Origin of the sequence: Coprococcus sp. TM115-187, from assembly GCF_027679115.1 — a bacterium.
Taxonomy (GTDB): Bacteria; Bacillota; Clostridia; order Lachnospirales; family Lachnospiraceae; genus Allocoprococcus; species Allocoprococcus comes.
Map to the genome: position 1 here is coordinate 326,544 of NZ_JAQEKS010000001.1, position 24,630 is coordinate 351,173.

29 protein-coding genes and 2 pseudogenes are annotated in these 24,630 nt (G+C 40.3%); 4 read left to right on the forward strand and 27 right to left on the reverse strand.

Translation table 11 applies throughout. The annotated features are described in order from the left end of the window. Positions 1 to 5: 5 nt before the first annotated feature. Entirely contained in the window at positions 6 to 1,184 is a 1,179-nt protein-coding gene (locus tag PGW42_RS01600; protein WP_117556489.1) for a stage II sporulation protein P, read from the reverse strand. Positions 1,185 to 1,303: 119 nt separating this feature from the next. Next, positions 1,304 to 2,266 (reverse strand): GPR endopeptidase, encoded by a 963-nt coding sequence (gpr, locus tag PGW42_RS01605; RefSeq protein WP_117823782.1) that lies wholly within the window; start codon positions 2,264 to 2,266, stop codon positions 1,304 to 1,306. Positions 2,267 to 2,459: 193 nt separating this feature from the next. Here gpr and rpsT point away from each other — a divergent pair, with 193 nt between their 5' ends. Further along, entirely contained in the window at positions 2,460 to 2,723 is a 264-nt protein-coding gene (gene rpsT, locus PGW42_RS01610; RefSeq protein ID WP_173688486.1) for a 30S ribosomal protein S20, read from the forward strand. Between the two features lie 148 nt (positions 2,724 to 2,871). Here rpsT and PGW42_RS01615 read toward each other — a convergent pair whose 3' ends face one another. The 5 genes from PGW42_RS01615 to PGW42_RS01635 form a co-directional block, all read right to left on the reverse strand. Then, the gene (locus PGW42_RS01615; RefSeq protein WP_118217719.1) at positions 2,872 to 3,513 is read right to left on the reverse strand and encodes an orotate phosphoribosyltransferase; all 642 of its coding nucleotides are present in this window, start codon (positions 3,511 to 3,513) and stop codon (positions 2,872 to 2,874) included. Between the two features lie 495 nt (positions 3,514 to 4,008). Beyond that, complete coding sequence (gene ilvC, locus PGW42_RS01620) at positions 4,009 to 5,028, reverse strand: ketol-acid reductoisomerase (protein WP_118199207.1); 1,020 nt, start codon at positions 5,026 to 5,028, stop codon at positions 4,009 to 4,011. A 137-nt stretch (positions 5,029 to 5,165) separates the two neighbouring features. After that, on the reverse strand, positions 5,166 to 5,666 hold the full coding sequence (gene ilvN, locus PGW42_RS01625; RefSeq protein ID WP_270203887.1) for an acetolactate synthase small subunit: 501 nt from the start codon (positions 5,664 to 5,666) through the stop codon (positions 5,166 to 5,168). A 112-nt stretch (positions 5,667 to 5,778) separates the two neighbouring features. Beyond that, on the reverse strand, positions 5,779 to 6,756 hold the full coding sequence (locus PGW42_RS01630) for a LacI family DNA-binding transcriptional regulator (protein ID WP_173824958.1): 978 nt from the start codon (positions 6,754 to 6,756) through the stop codon (positions 5,779 to 5,781). Continuing rightward, positions 6,714 to 6,899, reverse strand: a complete 186-nt coding sequence (locus tag PGW42_RS01635; RefSeq protein ID WP_147339256.1) for a hypothetical protein — start codon at positions 6,897 to 6,899, stop codon at positions 6,714 to 6,716. The genes PGW42_RS01630 and PGW42_RS01635 overlap by 43 nt, the downstream gene beginning before the upstream one ends. 53 nt (positions 6,900 to 6,952) lie before the next feature. Here PGW42_RS01635 and PGW42_RS01640 point away from each other — a divergent pair, with 53 nt between their 5' ends. Beyond that, entirely contained in the window at positions 6,953 to 7,576 is a 624-nt protein-coding gene (locus PGW42_RS01640; RefSeq protein WP_270203886.1) for an HAD family hydrolase, read from the forward strand. A 194-nt stretch (positions 7,577 to 7,770) separates the two neighbouring features. Here the strand turns inward: PGW42_RS01640 and PGW42_RS01645 are convergent, their stop codons facing one another. The 7 genes and pseudogenes from PGW42_RS01645 to PGW42_RS01675 form a co-directional block, all read right to left on the reverse strand. Continuing rightward, positions 7,771 to 8,013, reverse strand: a complete 243-nt coding sequence (locus PGW42_RS01645) for a hypothetical protein (protein WP_008369354.1) — start codon at positions 8,011 to 8,013, stop codon at positions 7,771 to 7,773. A gap of 166 nt (positions 8,014 to 8,179) precedes the next feature. Beyond that, a complete protein-coding gene (locus PGW42_RS01650; protein WP_117556479.1) occupies positions 8,180 to 8,857 on the reverse strand; it encodes a GntR family transcriptional regulator in 678 nt (225 codons plus the stop codon). 31 nt (positions 8,858 to 8,888) lie between these two features. Then, positions 8,889 to 9,101 (reverse strand): hypothetical protein, encoded by a 213-nt coding sequence (locus PGW42_RS01655; protein ID WP_008369357.1) that lies wholly within the window; start codon positions 9,099 to 9,101, stop codon positions 8,889 to 8,891. Positions 9,102 to 9,119: 18 nt separating this feature from the next. Then, positions 9,120 to 9,980, reverse strand: coding sequence for an ABC transporter ATP-binding protein (locus PGW42_RS01660; RefSeq protein WP_270203885.1), 861 nt, complete (start codon positions 9,978 to 9,980; stop codon positions 9,120 to 9,122). After that, complete coding sequence (locus tag PGW42_RS01665; protein ID WP_270203884.1) at positions 9,970 to 10,473, reverse strand: ATP-binding cassette domain-containing protein; 504 nt, start codon at positions 10,471 to 10,473, stop codon at positions 9,970 to 9,972. The genes PGW42_RS01660 and PGW42_RS01665 overlap by 11 nt, the downstream gene beginning before the upstream one ends. 8 nt (positions 10,474 to 10,481) lie before the next feature. Further along, the gene (locus PGW42_RS01670; RefSeq protein WP_270203883.1) at positions 10,482 to 11,198 is read right to left on the reverse strand and encodes an ABC transporter permease; all 717 of its coding nucleotides are present in this window, start codon (positions 11,196 to 11,198) and stop codon (positions 10,482 to 10,484) included. A 29-nt stretch (positions 11,199 to 11,227) separates the two neighbouring features. Beyond that, a pseudogene (locus PGW42_RS01675) lies at positions 11,228 to 11,927 on the reverse strand (phage portal protein); the annotation flags it as partial. A gap of 270 nt (positions 11,928 to 12,197) precedes the next feature. Here PGW42_RS01675 and PGW42_RS01680 point away from each other — a divergent pair. Further along, on the forward strand, positions 12,198 to 12,719 hold the full coding sequence (locus PGW42_RS01680; protein ID WP_270203882.1) for a type III toxin-antitoxin system ToxN/AbiQ family toxin: 522 nt from the start codon (positions 12,198 to 12,200) through the stop codon (positions 12,717 to 12,719). Positions 12,720 to 12,821: 102 nt separating this feature from the next. Next, positions 12,822 to 12,995, forward strand: a complete 174-nt coding sequence (locus tag PGW42_RS01685; RefSeq protein WP_270203881.1) for a transposase — start codon at positions 12,822 to 12,824, stop codon at positions 12,993 to 12,995. A 99-nt stretch (positions 12,996 to 13,094) separates the two neighbouring features. Here PGW42_RS01685 and PGW42_RS01690 read toward each other — a convergent pair whose 3' ends face one another. The 13 genes and pseudogenes from PGW42_RS01690 to PGW42_RS01750 all read right to left on the reverse strand — a co-directional run bounded on the left by PGW42_RS01690 (position 13,095) and on the right by PGW42_RS01750 (position 24,596). Then, positions 13,095 to 14,777, reverse strand: a complete 1,683-nt coding sequence (locus PGW42_RS01690) for a recombinase family protein (protein ID WP_270203888.1) — start codon at positions 14,775 to 14,777, stop codon at positions 13,095 to 13,097. Between the two features lie 48 nt (positions 14,778 to 14,825). Beyond that, positions 14,826 to 15,818 (reverse strand): ORF6N domain-containing protein, encoded by a 993-nt coding sequence (locus tag PGW42_RS01695; RefSeq protein WP_195502488.1) that lies wholly within the window; start codon positions 15,816 to 15,818, stop codon positions 14,826 to 14,828. A gap of 170 nt (positions 15,819 to 15,988) precedes the next feature. Then, complete coding sequence (locus PGW42_RS01700; protein WP_195502487.1) at positions 15,989 to 16,354, reverse strand: helix-turn-helix domain-containing protein; 366 nt, start codon at positions 16,352 to 16,354, stop codon at positions 15,989 to 15,991. A 67-nt stretch (positions 16,355 to 16,421) separates the two neighbouring features. Continuing rightward, positions 16,422 to 16,679 carry a hypothetical protein gene (locus tag PGW42_RS01705; protein WP_117699325.1) on the reverse strand — a complete coding sequence of 86 codons (258 nt, stop codon included), beginning with the start codon at positions 16,677 to 16,679 and terminating at the stop codon, positions 16,422 to 16,424. A gap of 218 nt (positions 16,680 to 16,897) precedes the next feature. Then, positions 16,898 to 17,473 carry a replication initiator protein A gene (locus tag PGW42_RS01710; RefSeq protein ID WP_270203880.1) on the reverse strand — a complete coding sequence of 192 codons (576 nt, stop codon included), beginning with the start codon at positions 17,471 to 17,473 and terminating at the stop codon, positions 16,898 to 16,900. After that, on the reverse strand, positions 17,445 to 17,801 hold the full coding sequence (locus PGW42_RS01715; RefSeq protein WP_118668380.1) for a plasmid mobilization protein: 357 nt from the start codon (positions 17,799 to 17,801) through the stop codon (positions 17,445 to 17,447). Before PGW42_RS01715 ends, PGW42_RS01710 begins: the two co-directional genes overlap by 29 nt. Before the next feature lie 369 nt (positions 17,802 to 18,170). Further along, positions 18,171 to 18,374: a transcriptional regulator gene (locus PGW42_RS01720; RefSeq protein WP_243271999.1), complete on the reverse strand. Its 204-nt coding sequence runs from the start codon at positions 18,372 to 18,374 to the stop codon at positions 18,171 to 18,173. Between the two features lie 38 nt (positions 18,375 to 18,412). Next, positions 18,413 to 19,051: a hypothetical protein gene (locus PGW42_RS01725; protein WP_147353713.1), complete on the reverse strand. Its 639-nt coding sequence runs from the start codon at positions 19,049 to 19,051 to the stop codon at positions 18,413 to 18,415. Positions 19,052 to 19,073: 22 nt separating this feature from the next. After that, positions 19,074 to 19,373: a hypothetical protein gene (locus PGW42_RS01730; RefSeq protein ID WP_195502483.1), complete on the reverse strand. Its 300-nt coding sequence runs from the start codon at positions 19,371 to 19,373 to the stop codon at positions 19,074 to 19,076. Positions 19,374 to 19,383: 10 nt separating this feature from the next. After that, positions 19,384 to 20,013, reverse strand: coding sequence for a non-canonical purine NTP pyrophosphatase (locus tag PGW42_RS01735; protein ID WP_022122791.1), 630 nt, complete (start codon positions 20,011 to 20,013; stop codon positions 19,384 to 19,386). A 305-nt stretch (positions 20,014 to 20,318) separates the two neighbouring features. Further along, positions 20,319 to 21,503: pseudogene (gene rlmD, locus PGW42_RS01740) on the reverse strand (23S rRNA (uracil(1939)-C(5))-methyltransferase RlmD); the annotation flags it as partial. Positions 21,504 to 21,610: 107 nt separating this feature from the next. After that, positions 21,611 to 22,600 carry a guanosine polyphosphate pyrophosphohydrolase gene (locus PGW42_RS01745; RefSeq protein ID WP_270203878.1) on the reverse strand — a complete coding sequence of 330 codons (990 nt, stop codon included), beginning with the start codon at positions 22,598 to 22,600 and terminating at the stop codon, positions 21,611 to 21,613. 319 nt (positions 22,601 to 22,919) lie between these two features. Continuing rightward, entirely contained in the window at positions 22,920 to 24,596 is a 1,677-nt protein-coding gene (locus PGW42_RS01750; RefSeq protein WP_270203877.1) for an alpha-glucosidase, read from the reverse strand. Between the last annotated feature and the right edge of the window lie 34 nt (positions 24,597 to 24,630).

Sequence of the window (24,630 nt, forward strand, 5' to 3'; positions counted from 1 at the left end):
TCCCTCTATCGTCCGGTCAGCACACTATTTAAAAGGTCTGCCAGCACCTCCATGGCATTTCGCATTTCCTCTACCGTGTTGGTCTGTGCGCCCGCCTCAATAAGAAGCATCCGCGGCATCAGATCCATATTGTATTTATAGCCGCGAAGATAGTTTCTCCTTGCAAATCCCGGATATTTTGTTTCTGCCGCAATCTTCATCTGCAGGGAAAATGCAAGATTATCCTGCAAATATGGATTGGCCATTCCGACAAGGTCTCCGTTTACCCGCGTCCGGCTCAGTCCGTTAAAAAACATGATCTGTGCCGTCGGTTTCCCATTTATCTCTGTCACCAGATGCGTAGTATCCGCCACGCCGTCTCTATGCAGATCGATCACCACTTCGATACTCGGATTTTCCGCAAGGATCTGTTCCACCTCAGGTTTGGCAAATTCATAGGCCTCGCTCCGGTCCAGTTTCCCATTGATCAGATCATATACACCCTCATGATGCATGGTCGGAATCTTGTATTTGTTATTTAAAATCTCCGTCAGATAACGCCCGATCCCTACAATTGAGGTGGACGGATCATTGTCCGAATCTACGAATGTTTCCTGGGAATGGGTGTGATAGATCAGAATTTTCGAACCGCCCGTACTCAGATCGATCCTCAAATCCTTTCCAAGCAGCTCCGAAGCGTTCAATTCCGAAGGATTGATATAAGTCACGCTGTCCACCGTATAAAAATTGCTCACAAGATATTCAAAATCGTTTAGCCGCTCCATCGAAAGATCCATCGTCGGTACGGACGCCTGCCTTGTCTCTTCACTTTTGTCTTTCCCGATAAGCTGTCCATTTTCATCCACCGAATTTTCTTCTTCTGCCTGCTTTTTTGCAAGAATCGCATAGGTAGCCTCATCTTCTGTCAGAAGCTCTGCCGCCTCCCGTTCAGTCACATAATTGCCAAGAGGAATCAGAGCAGATGCCATGTGGACAACAGCCTCCGTCACCCGGATTTCCCCTTGTTTTTTTTCCGTATATGTAACTCCCGGCATATAAAGCCGCTCCGCATTCTCCTGAACGCTCTGGATCATCCTAATCTTCCAGGACTTCGGGATCAGTGAACCGCTGCTTTTTGCTTCCAGTCCCCAGATTCCCAAAATCATAATGGCAAGAAGCACACAAATTCTCTGTTCTTTTTTCATCTGCGCGCCTCCCTGCCAGTTTCTGAAGATCGCTGTAGCAAAACCATATCTTTCCAGACTGGATCCTGCCCCGGACCTTTTGTGTCATATTGACATAATATATGCAGCTCACTGCCTGATTATGTCGCTGAAGCTGCAAAAAGCATATTCAGTGCCTCCGAAATCGTATAACTGATTCGCCTGACGGTCTCATCAATATCTTTTGGTGTTACAAACATTCCATTTAAATGTGGCGCGATCAGTTCTTTGATCAGCTCATATTTTTCTGCCGGACTGTATCCTTTGATCACACTTGCCATGCCTTTTAAAGATTCAGATACTTCCACTGCACTGAGCAGATTATCCATCGTATCGCCTACAATGGTTGCCGCATCCACTACAGTCGGCACACCGATTGCAATCACCGGGATCCCGACTGTCTTTTCCGTGATTGCATTCCGGTGATTTCCCACCCCGGATCCCGGATTGATTCCCGTATCCGCAATCTGGATCGTCCGGTTCAACCTTTTTGAATTTCTCGCTGCCAACGCATCGATCACCAGAAGGATATCCGGTTTTGTCTCTGCCACCACCCCCCGGATCACCTCCACAGTCTCCATTCCGGTCTGCCCCATAACCCCCGGCACGATCGCGCTGACCGACCAGACCTCATCTTCCCCTGTTGCATACTTTCCGTACTCCTCAATGATATGTCTTGTGATATGCAGGTTGTCTACCACATAAGGACCAAGTGCATCCGGTGTCACCTGCCGATTGCCAAGACCGACCACCAGGATCTTTTCCATCTTTCTTTTAGGAAGCAGTTCTCCAATGAATTTCCGGAGCTGCTGTGAAATCTCCTCATGATATCCTTCATCGGGAACTGCCATTTCCGGTGCCTCGATCGTGATATAGCTGCCAACTGGTTTTCCCATCACTTTTGCTCCGTTTTCGGTTTCAATCCGCACCGTTGTGATGCGGATCTCATTTTCCTCATCATACTCTTCCGTCAGGATCACACCCTGGACCTCAACATGATCAGATTCAAATCGTTCCTTCTCTTCCAGCGCCAGATCCGTCCTGATATTATACTTTTCAACCATAGTCCTCTCCCATTTCTGTATTTTCTGTTTTATTCACTTAGTTTTTCGCAAAAAATTGGAATTATGTATTGACAAGCAATCTTTCTTCGCCTAAAATAAATAAGTGTGTTCGACGGATGTTCCGTGTCACTTTTCGTCGAATTCAATATTATGATTATATAATTTATAAAATGATAATTTGGAGGTGTCGGAAATGGCTAATATTAAATCCGCAAAAAAGAGAATTTTAGTAACTGAGACAAAGACAGCTAGAAATAAAGCAATCAAATCTAAAGTGAAAACTTATGTAAAGAAAGTTGAAACTGCTGTTGAAAAGAAAGATGTTGAAGCTGCAAAGGCTGCATTAAAAGAAGCAATCTCTGTAATCAACAAAGCAGGAAGCAAGGGTGTTTACCACAAAAATACTTGCGCAAGAAAGATCTCTCGTTTAACAAAAGCTGTTAACGAAATTGCTTAATTCCGGTTTCGAGATAAATAATGAATGATAGAAAGGCAGCCATCCCGTCAGTGGCTGTCTTTTTTGTTTTCATAAACCTTTCCAAAAAAGAGTCTGTACTGAATGCTGCTTGTATTCGGTACAGACTTTTTTGTCTTCTGATTTTCTCTTATAATTTAGAATAGCCGTAGCTGTTCACGATAGCTTCGATCCGCTGTCCTTCTCTGCACTTCGGGCAATCTTCCGGAGAATATGCTCTGTAATGTGGAAGGTCACTGCTTGTGAAGATCGTATTGACTTCCATCCCTGCAATCTTGTTGACTGAACTGAAAATTGCGCTGATTCCGCAGACTCTTCCGCCGTAGTACAGAATGGACTCGATTGCCTGTTTGACAGATTTACCGGTTGTGATGGACGCTGCAAGAATCAGAACCTGTTTGTTCTCAACCATTCTCTGTTTGTTGTCACGGAACAGGATCTGTCCATCCTGATACATCTCCGGGGTAATAATGGAAATGTTGTTTCCTTTGCTGAGTGAGTACTGGTTCTCATCGGCAAGCTGCTCGGCAAGGAAGGTTCCGATCACTTCTGTCTCTTCCATGCAAACGATGGTATCTACCGTTGTGTTAGAAAGGTAAGCTGCTGCAAGAACTTTTGCAGTTTCACGGGCGTTGTTGTGACGGGATTTGACCGTTGACATGTCGATGTAGGTGTTGATGTGGGAATGACTTGTTGCAAAGTGTCCTTTTAAAATTTTAATTCGCGCCTTTGGGTTTTTAGCGGAGCGAAGGTCTTCCAGTCTTTCATCCATTTCTAGTTCCTCCTTTAAGTTGTTTTGGTGGTTTTGACTGGTTTTAGTATAGCACAGAGGGATGGGTTGTGCAATATGTATATTGGGGGGGAGTATGGTGGAGGAACGGGATGAGTGTTTAGAGGGGACGCCAAACTGGCGCATAGCGCGGTTTGGCTGGGATGTGTTTGTGGAAGGACGGGACTTTTGTTTTGGGGGGACGCCAAACTGGCGCATAGCGCGGTTTGGCTGGGATGTGTTTGTGGAAGGACGGGACTTTTGTTTTGAGGGGACGCGGAATTGGCGCATAGCGCGATTCCGCTGGGTGTGTTTGTGAGTTTGTGGGTCGAATGATTTACATACAAGCCGGTCAGAGTCTCACAAGCAGAGCTTGTTCGACCGTTGGCGGCGCCAACTAACTAATCAGAAATAGAAGGAGTCCCGGAAAAGCATGCGAGCATGTTTTTCCGGGACTCCTTCTATTTCCGCTTAGCTGACCGGCTTGTTGCCTATCGCTTAGTTATTGATCAGTTTGTCTTCACCATTCCAGCTGTAGAGTTTTCTGATTTCTTCTCCTACTACTTCTGATGGATGTTCTGCGGCTTTCTTTCTCATTGCTTTGAAGTGTACCTGACGTCCTGCCGGTGACATGTCGAGAAGGAATTCTTTTGCGAATGTTCCGTCCTGGATGTCTGAGAGGATCTTCTTCATTGCTTTCTTTGTATCTTCTGTGATGATCTTTGGTCCTGTGATGTAATCACCGTATTCTGCTGTGTTGGAGATTGAGTATCTCATTCCGGCGAATCCGCTCTGGTAGATCAGGTCTACGATAAGTTTCATTTCATGGATGCATTCGAAGTATGCGTTTCTTGGATCGTATCCCGCTTCGCAAAGTGTTTCGAAACCTGTCTGCATAAGGGCACATACACCACCGCAAAGTACAGCCTGTTCTCCGAAGAGGTCTGTTTCTGTCTCTACTCTGTATGTTGTTTCAAGAAGTCCTGCTCTTGCTCCACCGATTGCAAGACCGTAAGCAAGTGCTCTGTCCCAGGCTTTTCCTGTGTAATCCTGTTCTACTGCGATCAGACATGGTGTTCCTTTTCCTGCCTGATATTCGCTTCTTACTGTATGTCCCGGTGCTTTTGGAGCAATCATTGTTACATCTACATATGCCGGAGGTGTGATGCATCCGAAGTGGATGTTGAATCCGTGTGCGAACATCAGCATATTACCTTCCTCAAGGTTTGGTTCGATGTCTTTCTTATACATATCAGCCTGAAGTTCATCGTTGATAAGGACCATAATGATATCAGCTTTCTTTGCAGCTTCTGCTGCTGTATATACTTCAAATCCCTGAGCTTCTGCTTTTGCCCATGATTTGCTTCCTTCGTAGAGACCGATAATGACATTGCATCCTGAATCTTTCAGGTTCAGTGCATGTGCATGTCCCTGGCTACCATATCCGATGATAGCGATTGTCTGTCCTTCTAATACTGATAAATTACAGTCTTCCTGATAAAAAATTCTTGCTGCCATTTTTAATTTCCTCCTATGACTTATTGAATTCTATAGAGTTAAAGGCTCCATGCCCCTAGCTTTCTTATGTAACTACTGCTGCATCCCTGAAGGTGCTGCTTTCGAGCTCGTCGCTCTTTTCAAAACGTCTCTCTGCTTTAATCAAACATGATCACATCATCGCTTCCGCGCTTCAGTCCGGTAATACCGGTTCTTGCCAGCTCCAGGATCTCATATCCGTCCAGAAGCTCCATAAACGCTTTCAGCTTTGATTCGGTTCCCGTCAGTTCAATCATCAGACAGTCTTTTTCAACATCAACGATCTTCGCACGGAAAATATCTGCCAGTGAAATAAGGTCTGCTCTTTCAGATGCATTTGCACGAACCTTGATCATAACCAGTTCTCTGCATACTGAATTGCTGTCGTTTAACGGCTTCACCTCAATCACATCTTCCATCTTGCGAACCTGCTTCTCGATCTGTGAAAGAATCTGTTCATCTCCACTTGCTACGATCGTGATCCTTGTAAATCTCGGATCTGCAGTTGTACCTGCGGTAATACTTTCAATATTGTACCCACGTCTGCTGAACAATCCTGCCATACGGCTTAATAGTCCCGGATTGTTATAAACCAAAATTGAATAAGCTTGTTTTCTCATAACATACTCCTTTACTTTACAAAACAGAGTGCGTTCTGTTTTTTTATTGTAGCAATTGACACCACCTTTGTCAAGTAGCTTTCTAAAATTTTATCACTTTAATTCGATTTTATCAATTACAGGAACCTCTAATTATCGTTTTCACACTGATTTTTCCGGATTTTGTCAAAATATATCCTTTTATCATCTGAACATATAATTCTTCAATTGCCTGCCGGACAAATCGTTTTTTGTCAAATTCGACTGTTGTCAGCTGCGGGCGGCAAATGAGTGCTGTTTCTTCTTTTCCGACTGCCATCACTTCAATTTCCTCCGGCACCTTGATTTCCAGATCATGCAGATAACCGACAGCTTCTGCTCCCTGTACGGCAGATGCAAATACGAGCATATCTGCGGATAAAGCAAGCCCTGCCAGCCGGATTTTATAGAACATTCTCCGCAGATCCCTGTCTTTTGGAATTTCCAGATATTGTTCTTCTTCAAGACAGCAGCCTTTTTTTGAAAATATTTTCTGCATTCCCTGCCATACCGCTTTTCCGTACTCTTCCGTTCCATCCAGAAACCAGATTCTCCGTTCCTCTCTTTTAAACAGAAACCTTGCGACTTCCTCACCGGCTTTTCCGTAAATCCGGTCTGTTCTGTATATCGCAGCCACCGGAACTGCACACATCTGCCGGATTCTTGTACACTCCTCTTCATTGAGCCAGATACAGATAACCCCATCCAGTTTCCATACCGCCGCATATCGTACAAATTCTTCTGCTGTTTTTACAAAATGCAGCAGCATATAGTATTCTCTCTCATCCAGACTCTTCTCGATCTCACGCAGTATTTCTTCTAATTTTTCACTCTCCTGCTCCCATTCCTGCCTTTTTCCAACAACTACAGCAATCATCCCGGAAGATTTTCCAGAAAGGATACGTGCTCCCATGCTTGGGGCATATTCCTGTTCATCCAGGATCTCCTCTATCCTTTTTCTCGTCTTTCTTGATACTTTTTCCGTTCTTCCATGGATCACATTCGATACAGTTGTTGCACTCACTCCGGCTATTTTTGCAATATCTTTGATCCTGATTTTCCCCTCAGCCATTTCTTTCCCCCACTTATTTCTTTTGTTTTTTCTGTTTCTACTATCTTACACTTCTTTTCTTCTTTCTTACTAATTCGCATTTTTTCGACATCACCTGTAACTTTTCGATAAAATATTTTACAGATCATTGCCCGGATATCCACCTTGTGCTATCCTTAATCTGTTAAATAATTTTTCAGATACAGGAGATTGAATCATGGATGGTATTATATTTGACGTAGACGGCACACTCTGGGACTCAACCGAAGCAGTTGCCAGATCCTGGAATCAGGCGATAGAGGAGAATACAGATTTTTCCCTCTCACTTACAGCTGATGGGCTTAAGTCACTTTTCGGAAAAACTATGGATGAGATCACGCTTGCACTCTTTCCTTCCTGCCCAAAAGAAGAACGTGACCGGATCGGCTATCTTTGCTTTGACTATGAAAACCGGCTGCTTGAAACCGATCATGGTATTCTTTACCCGGATGTTGCACGGACACTGGAAAGCCTTTCTCAGAAAATCGATCTTTATATCGTCAGCAACTGCCAATGTGGATATATCGAAGTTTTTCTAAAAACGATGGGACTCGGAAAATACATCAAAGATTTTTTATGCTTTGGTCAGACACAGGTTCCAAAAAACGAATCCATCCGTCTTCTGATGGAGCGCAATCATCTGCAGGATGTGGTTTATGTCGGAGATACCTCAGGTGATTTTGATGCCTGCCAGAAAGCAGACGTGCCTTTTATTTATGCTTCGTATGGATTTGGTGATGTTCCGAATCCACCAAGACAGATTGGCGCAATCAGGGAACTTCCTGCTCTTCTTGGACTGTAGATTTTCTCTGTTTATGTTCCTGGTTCAGGATTATATAGCAGTTTTTTCCATCATTCAGCATCTGCAGAGTCTGCCACCGGTAGTTTCCTTCCATACACATGACAATATAAAAAGATCAGAGTCTGATAATCACATTTTTTATCATTCTCTGATCTTTTTATATTGAATTCTTTCCAGTGGATTTTTCCTTCTCGTTATTCCACATCCTCTTCATCAAATTCACACACCACATAATACCCCTGCGGTGTCTGCTTTACGTCAATCACCTTTCCCTGTCCGGACTTAAGCCTCTGCCATGAACGGTAATTGGCACTCATTGCCACAGCCGGCTCAATCGTATAATAAAAATACGCTGCTACAACGCCCTCTGTCACATCAACAATCTGTCCGGGCTCAACCAGTCCCGGACGCTCCATTTTAAATTCCATCTGTCTCATTTCTGCCTAATACCTGCCTCTTTTTCTATATTGTATTCGTTTTTACTTGTAATTGCAAGCATTTACACAGACTGTTTTGTAACGAAACTTTGAAGCAGAACGCCGCTGTCAGGTGGCCTTTTTAGCCACCTGATCTAAAACAACTGAAATCACATTATCCTTCGTTCTATTCGGATTTCTTACACTGCTTTTCATGCAGAACTTCCGGAACAATCATGTAATGCTCCTCAATCAATTTTGCTGTCTTTTCAACAGGCAATTCTTTTATTCCTTTTAAAAGGATCTCATGATTGTAGCGAAGTACATCAAAGGGAATGATGGATTCAACACCCATTGTATAATACCCGCACAAATTGCTTTCCCGGAGCATTGCCCATATTTTATATAAGGTTTCGCACTTTGCTGCCCGAACAATGCATGAATGAAACTGTTCATCATAACACATAATGTGGTACACATCTTTTTCTTTCGCAGCTTTTTCCATCTGGTCCAGACACTCATCCATTTCCCGTTCGATTTCTTCCGGAAGTTTTCCGGCAATGATCCTGATTGCCAGAACTTCCAGGGTAGAGCGGACAAGATATTTTTCCTGCATTTCTTCATAGGAAATCGTCTTTACTGTACTGCCTTTATGAGACTCATAAACAACAAATCCTTCCTCCCCGATATGACGCAGGGCTTCTCTGACCGGTCCCCGGCTTACATGAAACTTCTCCGCAATATCTTCTTCTACAATTCGTTCCCCCGGTTTGATCTTCCCCCGAATGATATCTTCTCTTAACACATCAGCGATTTGCTGCCAAAGAGTTTTTCTTTGTATTGATGCCTTCCTGGTATAATCCATTCATTCTTCCTTTCAGATTTTTGCAGTTTTTTTATAAAAAGAACAGGCTGATCCCCACAATTACTGCCAGTGTAATGGCCAGAGCCGGCCAGAGTGCCCAGAATGCCCCCAAAACCATTGCCAGATAATCTCCCTTTTCAAAAACAATGTTCTGGTCACTCATCTGCTTTTTAAATTCCAGGAACTTTTTATCCTGTTCTTCCAACTGTCTTCCTCGTTTGCTGTATCCTCCAAAAAAGCTCATGCTAATTCCTTTCTGATTTTATGAATCCTTTTCTACTCCGAGTGGATTATGACAGGCTACAAAATGTCCAGGTCTCATTTCCACAAGTTCCGGTGTAATATGCTTACAGATTTCTGTACAGTATTTACATCTTGTATGGAACTTACATCCTTTCGGCGGATGAACCGGACTTGGGATATCTCCTTCAAGCGGGATCATCTCTCTGTTAGAATCTACGTCTGTCGTCGGAATTGCTGATAACAGCGCTTCTGTATATGGATGTGTAGGGTGATCAAACATTTCCTGTGACTCTGCAAGCTCTACGATGTTTCCAAGGTACATAACACCAATTCGGTCACTGATATATTTTACAACACTCAAACCATGTGAAATAAATAAGTATGCAAGATTGTCTTCGCTTCCGAGATCTTTCAGAAGGTTGACGATCTGCGACTGAATGGAAACGTCAAGTGCGGAAACCGCCTCATCGCAGACTACAAATCTTGGTTTCAATGCAAGTGCACGTGCAATACCGATTCTCTGTCTCTGTCCACCGGAGAACTGATGTGGATAACGATGGATCATATATGGTGCAAGTCCACATTTTTCCATGACTTCCATAACATACGCCTGCATTTTTTCATCATTTTTCTTAAAAATGCCATGTGCAAGAAGACCTTCTCCGATGATCTGTCCAACTGTCATACGCGGATTCAGTGATGAGTATGGATCCTGGAAGATCATCTGCATATCTTTACGTAGGAAACGCATTTCTTGTGTTTTCAGTCTCGCAAGATCTACTCCATTATCACGGTATGCTTCGTATTTTGTAAAAGCTTCATCGTTTTTATATTTACTGCGGAGTTCTTCTAACTTCTTCTCCGCTTTTTCAAGTTCCACTTTCTTCTCTCTGACGCATTCCACCTGACAGCTGATGCGGGAACTGTTTCATAACAGATTCCGGATTCGGGATCTTAACAGCTTTTAACATTTCAAGTGATTTCTCACTTGCTTCTTTTTTTGTGATTTTCTGATGGGTTAAATAAACTTCATTTAACTGTTTTTCGATCGTATATACCGGGTTCAAACTTGTCATCGGTTCCTGGAAAATAACGGAAATCTCATTTCCACGAATCTGGTACATATCATTGATTGTACACTCCGCAAGATTTCTTCCCTTGAAAGTAATTGTACCGCTGTCGATATATCCGTTTCCATCCAAAAGTTTTAAGATACTCATTGCCGATACACTCTTTCCACTTCCGGATTCTCCTACGATACCTAATGTTTTCCCAGGCTCTACTCGATAGGAAACACCGTTGACCGCTTTTACAATTCCTTTTTTTGTCTTAAAAAATGTATGTAGATCATCTACTTCCAATAAATATGCCATCGTTATTCCTACCTTTCATTTGCTTTCGGGTCAACTGCTCTACGAAGTCCGTCACCAAACAAGTTGATACTTACAGTACAAAGTCCTAATACAACTGACGGGAATACCCATCTCCACCAGTACTGTGAGATAACTTCTGAAGAACGACAATTGTTCAGCATATTTCCCCATGAAGGAATTGGCTCTGCAACACCGAATCCTAAGAATGATAATCCGGATTCTGTCAGCATACAGGTTGCAAATGAGATTGTTGCCTGTACGATAATGATCGTCATTACGTTCGGTACGATATGACGGAAAATAATATTCTTTTCTCTTACACCCAGTGCTTTTGCAGCGACAACGAATTCTTTGTTACGTTCTGCAAGCACCTGTGCACGGACAAGACCTGCGATACCGGTCCATCCGAGGAAACCGAGGATCAACATGATCATGATGATTCTTCCGACATCAGATACTTTATTTCCGATCAAAGCTGAAAGAATCAGTGCCAGCGGGATAAACGGAAGGGATCCGACAACCTCTGCCAGACGCATAAGAAGGATATCCACAGTTCCACCGTAGTATCCGGAAATACCCCCTACTAAGATACCGATCGCAAACTGGATGATAACAGCGATGAATCCGCCTGTCATAGTCATCTGTCCACCCTTTAAGATACGGTAGAATACGTTTCTTCCAAGATTATCTGTTCCAAGTAAGTAACCTTTCAGTCCCCATGTCACAACAGAGCCGTCTTCTTTGATAATACAGTTACCTTTGCTTGGTCTTTCAATACTCCCGGATGCTCTAATACACCACCGAGATTTGCGCCATTGGCAAAAAAGCTGGCTCCGTATTCTTCACAGGCCATTGTCATACCGACAGCATTTCTTGCCATCGCAATAGGTGAGTAACCGATAAGACCATCAAATCCAAGTCCGGGAATATGAAGCACATCCTCCTGCCTTAAGGTAACATCTCCCATCTTTTTCATATTGAGGTTTTCATCCGAATAGCGTGAATACACATAATACAGAACACCATTGCTGTCTCTCCACACTCATTTTGTTAGGCAGAAGCAGATACAGCGAAAGCACCTCTCCTTTCCCGTTTCGTACGATCTGTGCATACGCATTTCCCCAAATTAAAAGATGACTCATCAGTGTTTCTCTGAACACAAATGAAGTCATCTCCGGGTTTGGCTCATCATGGAGCAGCGTATAAAGCGGGTAGTCACAGACCATTTTCTTCCAACCATCTTTGTATCGATATACATGAATCGGAAGTGATGCAATTGCTTCTGACAAAATCCTCACACATGCATAAACTGCAGTAGTCTGCATGGCTGTCATTTCATTGACGCTCTTTCCGCTGGTGCTTCGTCCGAAATTGAACGAATACTCACCATTACTGTAATTCCGTACAGGCTTATCCCTCGCCTGACCGAAACCAAGCAAACTTTTTATACCCATCTGCTATCCCTCTCTTTCTTTTTGTTCCTGTCTGTGATAAAATTGATTTCATAGATATCGAAAAAAGTTCATAAAATTTTAGCAATTAAAGGCATTGATTTTTCGCTGTAAATTGCATATAATAAAAACACAGATAGAAATATCTGTGCAGCGGTTAGAGCGTCCAGTTAAAATGCTCGTTTAAAAGCGGTTAGATTGTCCAATTAAAACAATCGGTTAACAGCAGTGGGTGGAGTAATCCACCCGCTTTTTTACTTTTCAGGAGGCTCTATGGATTGGTACGTTGTCGATAAAAAATACATAAATTACCTGACACAGTTTGATTCCCGTGTCGGATATGTGGAGTATGGGGAACGTTTGAAACTCCATGTGGGAATTCTTCTTACTATCGGAGATTTCCACTACTATGTCCCTATTTCCTCTGCAAAACCGAAACATCAGAAGATGTCCAACAGTCTGGATTTCCACAAACTCCAGGATGAATCCGCCGGATATCTTTATGCTGTATTGAATATCAATAATATGATTCCGGTTCCTGATAACTGCCTTACTCAGTTAAAATATAATCAGGTAGAAAGTTTCCGTTCTTTCAGCAACGAAAAGGAAAAAACCGACTATGTTTACCTTCTCCAGAAAGAAAAAGCCCTGATTGACAATGTTCAGGACACTCTGCAAAACAAAGCCCTGAAATTATACCAAAAGTGCATTGCCAAGCCGGATTCTTCCCTTGCTGCAAGATGCTGTAATTTCAAAATGCTGGAAGAAAAATGCAGTTCTTATTCCGATACATAAACAAAACCATGATCACTCAAACCTCTCCATCTGTGATATGCTCCCTTTTAGGTAGACAAGTAAAATAATATAAAACTTGTTACCTGAAAGGGGGTATTTTTATTGGGAAGAAAAGCAAGATACAGTGCTGAAGAAAAGATAAGTGCAGTTCAAGAATATTTAGATGGAAAAGGCAGTATGAAGACGATTGCACAACGTTTAGGTATAGCCTTTCAATCATTCAAACAATGCCAATGTTCATCTTGTCAACTCAACCCTACCGAAAAATCACAGTAGACCAGTTCTCTCAGACACAAAAAAGAGAGCATGGAGCAAACCTATAATAATTTACTCCAAGCTCTCGAAATCCCTTTATTTCAAGACTATTTGCAGTTCTTACTTCTGTACTTTTGACATCAAAACTACCGTCTCATTTTGTGTATTGTTATCCAAACCTAGTGTAAACTCTTTTTCTATAATCGGCAACTTAAATTCTATGGATTTCAGCCACTGACCATTCTCTTTGCGTTCTTCGTAAATCTGTACATTATCCACCAACTGTGACAGGAACTCTCGTTTCTCAGCTTCGTTCATTTTGGCATACAGCTTATCAAAGAAAATGAGTGCCTTGTATATATTGTCTCCGGTAATCTTGTCTGCCAGCAGAGCGCGTTTCTTAGTTTTTGCAGATATAAGCAATTCCTCTGCTTCATCTATTTTATCATAAGTCTTGTACAAACGGTTCTCTAAATCTGTTTTTCTTCGCTGATAATGTTTATCCTCATAATCAAGAGAATCAATATCTGACAAGATCGTATCTTTGTTATGATATAGCTGTCTTAATTGCTTTTCGTAATTTGCTATTTCCTGATCTAAAGCGCTTGTGTCTACTTCCATATTTATCTTGCTGCGTATTAAATCCGAAAATTTAGGATTGCTAACCAGTTTACTGATCACCTCTGCAACAGAAGCATCCAGCATTTCTTCATGCACCTGTTTTTTATAACCGCATTTATGACCTCTGGTCATATTCCGGTGTTTACAGCCATAATAATAAAAGTCCTTATAATGGCTTCCATCCTTGCGCTTCTTAATGGCCTTGTTGCCATACATTCCTGCACCGCAGACAGGACATTTTAAAATTCCAGATAAAAGATGTATCTTTTCTTTCTTATCACGATTGACCTTTTCGTACTTTTTAGCCTGTGCCGCCACCTTGACCTGCGCCTGCTCCCATACTTCTTCTGATACAAGAGCTTCATGTAAACCATCTACCAACAGATAATCATCTTTCTTAACTTGTCTGTACTCGTTCCTTGTACCATGAACCTTTTCTGTCCGTCTTCTACCATAGGAGATTTTACCGCTATAAACCGGATTCTGTATAATTCTTCTGATAAGAGCAGCATCAAATAATGGATTTTTGCCATTCTGCCTGGCTATCTTATGGATTCCATGATTTTCTAAATACTTAGCAATTCCATTCGCTCCCAGATCTGTATTCACATATTGGTCAAATATCGTTCTGATAACTACTGCCTCTTCCTCATTCACTACCAATTTTCCATCAATGAGAGCATATCCATATGGTGCAAAACCACCATTCCATTTACCTTCCCTGGCTTTCTGCATCCTGCCTTCCATTGTCTGAACACGGATGTTCTCACGTTCAATCTCTGCCACTGCTGACAGAACAGATATCATAAGTTTCCCGGCATCTTTAGATGAATCTATTCCATCCTCTACACAAATCAGATTCACACCAAAGTCCTGCATCACTTGTAATGTTGCAAGAACATCTGCCGCATTTCTTCCAAATCTGGAAAGCTTAAATACAAGGACATAAGACACTTCATCTTTTCCTGATTTGATATCGTCCATCATCTGATTAAATGCAATTCTTCCCTCTATTGACTTACCGAATTTTCCTGCATCCTCATACTCCCCGGCAATTTCATACTCATTATAATCACAAAAGGCTTTCATTTTTGTTTTCTGTGCATCTAGAGAATATCCGTCTATCTGCATTGTTGTAGAAACACGGGTGTAAAGATACACTTTTATCTTTTCTTTAGATATTCTTATCACCTCTTAACGTCATTTTCGCAGTCAAAGCATAGCTACTAATTATACCTGTTTATCTGGCAATGAAAGTAATCTGTCTATTACCGGATGAATGATTTCTGTCTCTGTAATCTGATTGATGGCACAAAGTTTCTTCCCTGCATCCTTACTGGATGCTCCACAATGATAAACCAGTTCTGTCTTTTCCCCATAATCAAGTATAATTAACCTGTCGTGACAATCAGGATTCGGCTTAATCCGAATCGTTGGATATTCATTTTGAAAATCCGTCACTAAAGAGTTCGTAAGAAATCCTCTCCCACCTTTTCCATTCTCTGTGAATAAAACAACTTCCACGCCATCTGCTTTCTGTGAAAGGTGTTGTAATGATTTTGCATTCATATAATCATCCACAACATAGATTGATTTATTTGCCTGTTGGTAGATTTCTATGTATGCAATGTCAGCTTCTAACTTCTGGCCTTTATAAATAACAAAATCCTTTTTATCCTTATCAGTAATAAAGTTATCTGCTAAAATAGTCACATCTTTTTGAATGAACTCTACCCTTTTCTCCATTCGATCCTGTCTCTCAGTTATCGTTCCAACCTTCGCTGTTAAAAGTTCCATTTCATTTCTAGTAACAAACTGTTGATTTTGACTAATATAGTGACGCATCTCCCTAAAAGTGCGCATTATAAATATACTCTGCTGTTCTGCCAATTCTCCACGAAGAACTGTCGCAAGCATATAAATTCCTTGTTCTGTAAATGCGTATGGTAGTTTTCTACGACCTCCTTCCTGCCCTTCAAAATAATTTATATTCCGTGAAGTCACAAATTGTGATTTCACCAATTCCACTTCTTCTTTAGTTAGTTGAAACATAAAATCTTCTGGAAATCTTGTCAAATTACGTTTTACCTGTTGATTTAAATTTTTAACTTGATAACCATAAATTTCTGCCAAATCCTGATCCAACATTACTTGCTGTCCACGAAGTATGTACACCTTACTCCGAATAGCATCTGTAGTAATCAATTCTTTTGTTCCTTCCATTCTTCCTCCCAACCAATCGATTACAATTTCTATAAATTGCTGATTCCTATTCCGTTTCTATGAAATCACACATCCCTTGTTATTAGCATTCCTTGTATATTCCATCTTCTTGCCCTTCGGACAAGAAGCATCCCTCGCTCAAAGAACTCGGTCAATTGTGACTTCACAGACTATTTCTCCACAATGCTTTCCATCTGCTCCAGTTTCTGCAATGCCTTCATATATGCCATCAGTCTTTTATACTGTTCGTCTCCAAGGCTATGAATCTGCTTTAATATCTTAATATCCGACCTGGTAACTTCATAATCCATATCTGCATCTTTATACTCCGGATCAATTCCTTTACCCGTTAAAAGCTGTTCCGGTGTAATATCCAATGCGTCACATATGGATAACAGACAGTCTGCTTTTGGATTCGTCTTTTTCTTTTTCCAATCACTAATGTTACTTGTTGCAATCCCAGTTCTTCTCGACAGTTCCAACTGACTCATGTTCTTCTGCTCCATTATGTAAAAAATTCTTTCACTGATAATCATGTGTGTTCCTCCGTTATATTTTATATCCGTATTTATCGTTTTTATTTCCGTTTATACGGTCATTCTATCATGCCGCAGCATTTCTTTCAATAGAAATGATAATACTTCTGAATTTCTCAATATTTTCTGTTTTATATAATTCCATGTACAACTGTTTTATTCTCTTCATGCGAAGATAATTATCAGGATCCGGTAATTGGTCCAGTTCCATTGCGTCTGCATACTTTGCCACCATTTCTCCAATAAAATTCGCCAAATCACTCCATGCATCTCTTTCTTTTATAACCACTTTATTTTTAATCATAATTGAAATCCTTTCTGCCATTGTTATCCATCATATCCTATCCAAGATACTATTCTTTCGTTCAGATAGGATAAGATAGATATTATTAAAATTAGTCTTGTTAATATTAGTCTTATTAGATTTTGATTTTTTCAGTTCCAGACCTGTAGAAATAAAAACTCTGTAATCGTAAAAATCAAAATTTCTGACTGTGATTTTTACGTCTTATGTGCTTTGATTTTTTCTTATGTGGATATCTTTCAAAACACTTTCTTTAAATAGAGCTTGTTAGGTTTTCCAAGTCCCTGTCTCCTACGTTCAAGTGCCCCGAATGTCTCCAGCTCGTCCAATAACTTGCAGGCTTTTTGTGTTCCACAATTCAATATCTCACAAATATTTATTACAGAATAATAGATAAATACTCTTCCGTTTTCGTCCACCCATCCATTTTTTATAGATAATGAAACCCTATCTAAAAAGATTGCATATAAAAGTTTTGCATCTATTGACAACCCCAAAAAGCATGCAGCATCTACCAGACATTTTGGTAACTTGAAGAATGTAAACTGCTCTTCACCAGTACAGTAATTAAACGTCGGCTTAATGCACAGATTTTCTATTCCATTTCTTCCAAGCCTCTGTTCTTTTTCTAAATTTCTCATAAATAAAGTCCTTCCTTTCATTTTTTGCAAATTGGCAAGCAGTGCCCCGGTATATACCCGGCGCATTTTTGCTTGTTGGGAAAAATGCCCCAATCCCCTCGAACTGCGGATAAACCGCAGAGCCACGCTAACGCTTTTTATCAATTCACTTTCTCTTTTTTGAATCTTCCTCATATAGATGAATAACTGCTTCAAGTGCCTTTTTCAGAAGTTCTGTTTGCTCATTATTCATCATTTTTATTTCTGCAATATCCTCTTCATACAGCTTCCCCGTTTCATTTGCTTTCTTAGCATACTGATTGAGATTATTACTAATCCTTGCATGTAAAGATATTACCCGGTTCAAATCAGGCCATTCAGGGATTATTACATACCCGTTTATCGCCATCTTCCTGATATACGCACTCATATTTTGAACTCCGGCTTCCTTCATCCGATCATGCAGTATTTCCACCTCCTCCGGTTTAAATTTCACATAAATACCTTTTGAATACTCTTTCACTTTGCATTTCCTCCACTCTTTTTACTTTGTTTTTTAGAAATCACTCTATCGGGGCATTTAATGACTTTCTAAAAATAGGCAACAAAAAAGCAACCGATGTTACTCGATTGCCATGCTGCCACTTTTGCAAGATTATATACGCTCAAAAATTTGTTAGTATTGCACAAACAGTTTTGTGAATAATTCTGTCCATTTTCCATTACAAAATGATAATTGACTTTTTAGAAATAGTTGTTCTCAGATTTTCTACAAAATTAGAAAAAGCCCAAACCACAAGGGCTTGAGCTCCATTTGTACATTTGTATTTTCTGCTTTTGGGTATAAAATCTCCGCTATTAATATAGAATATTTGTTCGGTTTTGTCAAGTCTTACGTGCAATTTTTCTCTTTCTTCTTCGGCAATTCTTCCCACATGCTCTCAACCAATTCACACAGAAACTGCCGATTATCCACATCATCAACCAGGATCATTTTTTTCGCACCATCATATAGCGGTTCCATCTCAGCATCCGGCATCATTTTCACTGCCACCGGAACCGGCTTTACCAAAAGTCTGTCAATGCACACTAACACCTTGCTCCGCATTAACATTCTCAGACATTGTATCGACTTTATCGATTTAATCCAAACATACTTTCTGCCAAAGCAAATGTCTCATCAATACTACGGTTTTCGTCTCTTGTTATTACATTAAATCCAGATTTTTGAAACATCATATATCTTTCCTGTGAATTAACTCTTTTCAGACATTCTCTGAAATTTATCATAGCATCCTCTGGATTATCTTCTTTCAATAACAACTGATATAAAAACTGTTTTTCCTTATCTGGTCTTTCAAAAAATCTCTGCACAGAAATATTCGGATCTGCTAACATAATCAAAACATGATTTTCATCTGAAATTTCATGTAAAATTTCAACCGAAATATTAGTATCTACAAATATTTTTTTCTTTGTTCTGGAAACTAAATCCTTTAAAATTTCAATTTCTAAGACAGTACATTCTTTCGTAACTCCATTTACCCACGCCTCATATTCATCTGGAGTTCTTCTGACAAATTCACCCCAATCCTGTAAATCTCTTGTGTAAGTAAGATTAGGAAACTCCTTGGTATCCAAATTTTCTAAAAGTCTATCCTGATAATTTTCTTCGCAGGCGATTCCGTCATATTTTTCTGCCAGAAGTTTTACCATTGTGGATTTTCCAGCATATGCTGTCCCATTAATAAAATAAACATTTTCAAACTTCACGACTATCTTACCACACTCCAATCTATCTTATAGACTCAATTATCATATCAATAACAGCACCAACAGCTCTTTTAATATCATTGCCTTCCCATCCAAGTTTCCAATCATTCTCTGAATACACATCAGAAACAACATATATACCTGTTGCCACACATTTTCTATAATTAGCTATTGTAAACAAACCAACACCTTCCATTTCAACGCAAAGTGCTCCTTTTGTTTCTTCACTTTCCGGCCAGATTTTTAAGACAGTATTATCTAGCAAATATTCTTTTCCGCCGACAATTGCCTGAATATTCTCAGGAAACTCCAGTTGTCTCATTTCTCCTATACTATGCTATATGTAAAGACTTAATCAAAAAATCTACGACACTCTTTTGATATTGATCTTTTATGATATTTTCTTTGCTTTCTTCAATACTTCCATCAACAAAATATTTGCCGTTTTCTTTATTGATTGATAATGAATCAAGAGGCCATCCTTCAAATCTTTTTGATGAAGCTTTATCAATCATATAGAATAATCCGTTTTTTTGAGCTGCCATATTGTCCATAAACGATGAAATTACTCCGTGATTATAAACTGCAATTCCATCTAGGTAATATGCTGTGACTTTACCTCCAAGCCCTGCAATAAGTTTTGAATAGTAATCAATCATCTCTTCATCTGACAGTCTATCCATATTCATAGGTGTTCTAATATTTAGTCCCGGCTGACGCAAATCCTCAAAATCCAGTTCTTCAAAATATAATCCAGAATCATTACAAATAACAACATCAAAGTATTGTCCATAAAACTCTGCCTTCATAATAGCATTTTCTTCTGGTGTATTCCCCATTTCCTTAGGTTCTTCTATAACTTCGATATCTCTTAAAGTAATAAATTCAATATCATACCCTTTTAACAAATCCGAAAATCTTTTTACCTTTGATGGATTTGTTGTTCCTAATAAAACCCTCATATCGTCATACTCCTAAACTAAATCATCTTAAAAGCTTTCAACGCTTCTACTATTGCCTCTTCCTTCTCCTTTGGGCACTTAGGCTGTCTGGAATCATCTGACTTAGGCTTGTTATAATTTTCTCGCTCTATAATCCCATACTTAGCCTTAACCTGTGCAATATACAGATTTGAAACTTTCATTCCATCATTATGCTCAGCCACGTATGCTTTGATTTCCTCATAGGTTGCCTTACTCTCCGCAGATGTCAAATCCAGTTCATCCATATCCAGTCTCACATTCACATGATGCTTCGCTTCATGAAGTTTGGACAATAAGCATACCGTCTCCACATGTTCCGTAAACGCAAACATTTCCACCGGCTGTATCTTTTTTACCTGATATCCTTTTTTTGTCAGATACTTCAGATCTCTTGCCAGAGTCTCCGGATTGCAGGAAATGTACACGATCTTCTCCGGTCCCATCTTCACTGCAGATGCCATAAATTTCTCATCACTTCCGGCTCTCGGCGGATCCATAAACAGCACATCCATACTATTTCCTTCTGCTGCCATCGCCTCCATAAACTCCCCGGCATCTCCCTGGAAAAACTTCACATTCCGAATCTGATTTTCTCTAGCGTTTAATTTTGCATCCTTCACAGCATCCTTATTGAGTTCCACACCAACCACTTCTTTTGCATGTCCCGAAGCGATAAGACCAATCGTTCCGATTCCACAATAGGCATCGATAACGCTTTCTTTCCCTGTCAGATGTGCAAATTCAATCGCTTTCTGATAAAGAATCTCCGTCTGCACCGGATTTACTTGATAGAAGGACTTTGGTGAAATCCGAAAGGTACACCCGCAGAGTTCATCCCGGATAAATCCTTTCCCATATAACACTTTTTCTCTCTCCCCAAGGATCATACTGGTCTTTCTGTCATTGATATTAAGGACAACCGTTGTAATCTCCGGATGTTCTTTTCTGAGTGCTTTTACGAAATTATTAGACGATGGAAGGATTGGTGATCCAAGCACCAGAACCACCATGATTTCTTCGCTTTTAAAACCTCTTCTGATGAGTACATGGCGGAACAGTCCATATCCTGTATCTTCGTCATAGGTCTTGATTTTAAAAGATTTCAAAAGTCCACGGATTGTCCGGATGATCTCCTGACTTTTTTTATCCTCTATCAGACAGTTTTCAACAGGAACGACCCGGTGTGTCTTTGCTTCATAGGTTCCGGATATGATATTTCCCCTCCGGTCTCTGTCGAATACGGCGTGTACTTTATTTCTATAATAATACGGATTCTCCATTCCGATGATTGGTTCCACTTTTCCGAATTCTGACAACAGTGCATTTACCATTTTCTGTTTCTTTTTCAGCTGCTCCTTATAAGGTATTCCCTGATACTGGCATCCTCCGCATTTTTTTGCCACTTTACAGGCTTCCGGTTCTGTCTGTTTTTTCTTTTCTTCCATTTTTTTCCTCTCTTCTTTTTTCATTCTTTTCTCAAAAAAGATCCGGCATATTATCCAGATACAACTCTTCTCTGATTGGGAGAAGGTAATATGCTTTTTTTATATCTGTTTTATTCACTTTTGTTATCCGTTTAATCGTTCAGATCCGTTTGGAATTTTGACAAATGCTCATACGGCAGAATCAGCCTGCCCCGGTATAATCCACATCCGTCATTGATCAGACTGTTATTTACCGCAGCAAACATATTAACATCCAGTTCCTTTAATTCCAGTCCCAAAAGACGCATTCCTCTTTCATATGCTTCATCAAAATATATGCATTCTCCTTCTGGAATCGCCTCTCTTCTTGCCCTGACTCTTTCTTGTTCTTTCTCGTATGTCTGGTGATTTGCCGCCCCGATCTCTGCATTATCATCCATCTTCTTTGTCCGCAGCTGTACTTCCATGTAACTTCTCGAACAGTTATCATAAAACGTGATGTGGAGTGATTGATATCTGCCTCCGTTTCCATTGGAAATATAATCACGATAGTACGGTTTCACCGCTGCATCCATATAAGGTGAAATGCTTTCAAGCACGCCTTTTGCAGGTTCTGCCGTAAATCCTCTTTCTTCCAGAAATCCCGGAAGAACATTTGCAATTCTGTACAAATACTTAATCTCCTCTTCCTCCCGCAGTTTATCATCCCTGATATGACATTTTGGAAGAGAAATCACCAGGCGGTATGCGATAATATCCCGAAAACAGCTTAGTTTTTCCCTCAATTCAGGTACCGGTGGATAAGTATGATGCTTTTCGTAATAATCATAAATATATTCTACAATATACCCGTTAAATTTTTCCTCCGCACGGATCAGCGACTTGATCCTTCCCTTAAAAGTAAAGGCAAGAAGCGGATACTCCTGTACCATGTATTTATAAAATTCCCTAATCTTTTGTGACTGGGCAGTAAGGAAATCATTATGCTCCAGCAATTCCCTGATCTGGATCAGGAAATTTGAATGGATGAGATCTATTTCATTATGATTCTTCTTCGCTTCTTTTTTCAGATCCACCGTATAATTTCTTAAGATCCGAAAAATCGTATCACCAGAATATAAATAGTCATTTAATGTGATCATATGCTTCACCCTTCTTTTATCTGACGTTTTTCTTATACAGTATAGCAGAATCCGGCTAAATTTGATACTGCTGTTTCAAATCGAGTTATCTGATTCATCGTATATACAAACAGGAATTGATCTGCCGCATATAATCCAGCAAGGTCAATCCCTGTTTTTATTACATATTTATAATTTTTCCAGGACAAAAGTGGAAGCTCCATGACAATGATCCACATGTACGCGCACGTCTTTCCGCGAGGTGGATACATACAATTTGGTTGACTTACGAACCTTCACGATATCAGCTGCCGTATTATGCTACGGATCATTGTGCAGACTATTCTAATTCCAGAACAACCACTTCACAGCTCCGTAAATTCAACGTATCTGCTTCACAGTCTGCCATTTCCTCTGCCCGGTTCGACAGCCATACTTTTTTTATCTCGCTTTTCAGTTTAATTGTTGCAGCATCCTTTCCGAAATTAGCAGCCACAAGAATGCACTTGGATTCATCTTTACGGTAAAATGCCATGACTCCGTCCACATTTTCATATTCCGGAAGAAATTTTCCATAGGTAAATACTTCTTTCAGTTCATCCGATTTACGCAGTGCAACCAGTTTGCGATAATAATTCAAAACTGAATCCGGATCCTGTTCCTGAGCTTCCACATTCACGTCTTTAAATAAAGGATTTACCTTTAACCATGGAGTTCCTTTTGTAAAACCGCCATTTTCCCCGTTCGTCCATTGCATCGGTGTTCTTGCATTGTCGCGGCTCATACGGCTGCATACTTCCAAGGCTTCCTGATCAGATAATCCCGCTTCACGGGCAGTATGATACTGGTCTTTTGTACTGATATCATCAAATTCCTCCATGCTGTTCCATTTGGCATTTCTCATACCGATTTCCTGCCCCTGGTAAATGAAAGGAATTCCTCTGAGGAGAAGGCTTATGGTACCAAGCATCTTGATTCCGTCCGGTGTCTGAGCATAAGATGGCAAAAATCTGGATGCCCCTCTTGGCTCATCGTGATTTTCAATGATATTTGCCTTAAATCCATACTGTTGTGTTTCTAATTGTGCCTGAATGATCGCAGCTCTCCATTTCGCAAATTCCAGCTTCGGAGCATCATACCATCCATGTTCTCCATCAGTGAGCGTATGGGCGCTAAAATCAAATATCGTTGAAAAATGACCGGTTTCTCCAATAAATTCCGGTAATTCATCCGGTTTCATGTTAAATACTTCTCCGACTGTAAAGGCATCATACTTTTCAAAAGTTGATTTTTTCAGATCTTCCAACAGCTCCCCTACTCCGTCTACACTTTCAACCATCTTCCAGCAGCTTGCCAGACCATCTTTCCCATCCGGTGCAAAATCAGGAAAGTTCAGATCCTTCTTAATGTTTATGATCGCATCGATTCGAAAACCGGAGAGACCTTTTTCCAGCCACCAGTTGATCATTTTGTACAGTTCCTGCCGTAACTTCGGATTTTCCCAATTCAGATCCGGCTGTTCCTTTGCAAACATGTGAAAATAATATTTGTCCGTTCCCGGTACCTTTTCCCAACAGCTTCCTCCAAAATAGGAACGGTAATTGCTCGGTGGATTGCCGTTTTTTCCCTTGCGGAAATAAAAATAATCCGCAAACGCTCCATCTGGATCAGCAAGTGCTTTCTGAAACCACTCATGTTTATCGGAGCAATGATTAATAACCAGATCCATAATAATATGCATGTCTCGTTTTTTTGCTTCTGCCAGCAGTTCATCAAATTCTTCCATTGTTCCGAATTCTTCTGCAATTGCATAGTAATCCGCAATATCATATCCCTGGTCTACAAATGGTGATTTATAAATAGGTGATAACCAAATAATATCGATTCCTAATTTTTTCAGATAATCCAGTTTAGAAATAATTCCTCTCAGATCTCCGATTCCGTCTCCATTTGTATCCAGAAAACTCTTTGGATAAATCTGATACGCTACTTTGTCATGCCACCACTTTTTTCCCATTTTTATTAACCTCTTTCATATATAATCATAGTAT